This is a genomic window from Streptomyces sp. WAC06614 (assembly GCF_003949795.1).
In the GTDB taxonomy this organism is placed as follows: domain Bacteria; phylum Actinomycetota; class Actinomycetes; order Streptomycetales; family Streptomycetaceae; genus Streptomyces.
Genome location: NZ_RPRY01000731.1, coordinates 1 through 892, shown reverse-complemented (window position 1 = coordinate 892; position 892 = coordinate 1). Strand labels below are relative to the sequence as shown.

Below are 892 nucleotides of genomic sequence, written 5' to 3'. Positions count from 1 at the left end.
GCCCCCGGCGAGGCACCGGCACCGGGCGAGGCGCCCGCACCGGGCGCAGCACCCGCACCGGGTGGAACCACCGCACCCGGCACACCTCCCCCGTCCGGCGAGGCGCCAGCCCTCGGCAGACCGCCCGCACCGGGCCAGCCGTCCGTTCCGGGCGAAGTCCCGGCACCGGACGGGGCGCCGGCTCCGGGCGCGGCCCCCGCACCGGGCGGGGCGGTCGCGGCGGGGGGGACCGCCGGCCTGGGCGGAGCTCCGGTCGCCGGCCAGGGCCCTGCTCCCGGCGGAGCCGGGGGCAGGCCGGCTGCGGTGCGGGCCGCTCGTTCGGCTTCGGTCAGGAGGTCCGGGTCGTGTTGGAGGTGCCACAGGCGGAGCAGGGCGCCGGCCAGTTCGTACTCGGCCTCGCCCACGGTGTCCTGCGGTGTCGGGGGGACGGCCGCGGCGCGGCGCAGGACCGCCACCGCCTCGTGCAGCGGCCGCTGTCCGCCGTCGCGGTCGTGGACGGCCAGTCTGGCCCGGGCGGTCGCCACCGCCCAGGCCCGGGACGGGCCCGGCGGTGCCTCCGCGGCGGCCGGGCCGCCGGCGGCCGGGACCGGCGGCCCGGGCAGGTACCGCCGGACGACCTTGGCCGAGACCCGCGCGAACGCCTGCGGCAGCCGGGCCGCGGGCGGGCGCCCCGGCCCGTCCGCGCCGGCCGCCGGCTCCTCCACCTCGCTGGACACCGGCAGCGGCGCCCCCGTCAGCTGCGACACGGCCAGCGCCGGGAAGTTGCGCACCCCCCGCCCGAAGTGCTGGAGCACGTACTCCGAACAGTGCTTGAGCACCAGCGCCGCCTCGTCCCGCCCGAGCGGACCGAGCAGCACGTCCTGCACCCCCGGTACGAACTCGTACCACTGTC

Annotated in this window: 1 pseudogene; it reads right to left on the bottom strand. The window is 80.6% G+C overall.

Going from position 1 to position 892, the window contains the following annotated elements:
• Positions 1-892, bottom strand: a pseudogene (locus EF918_RS37575) (hypothetical protein); the annotation flags it as partial.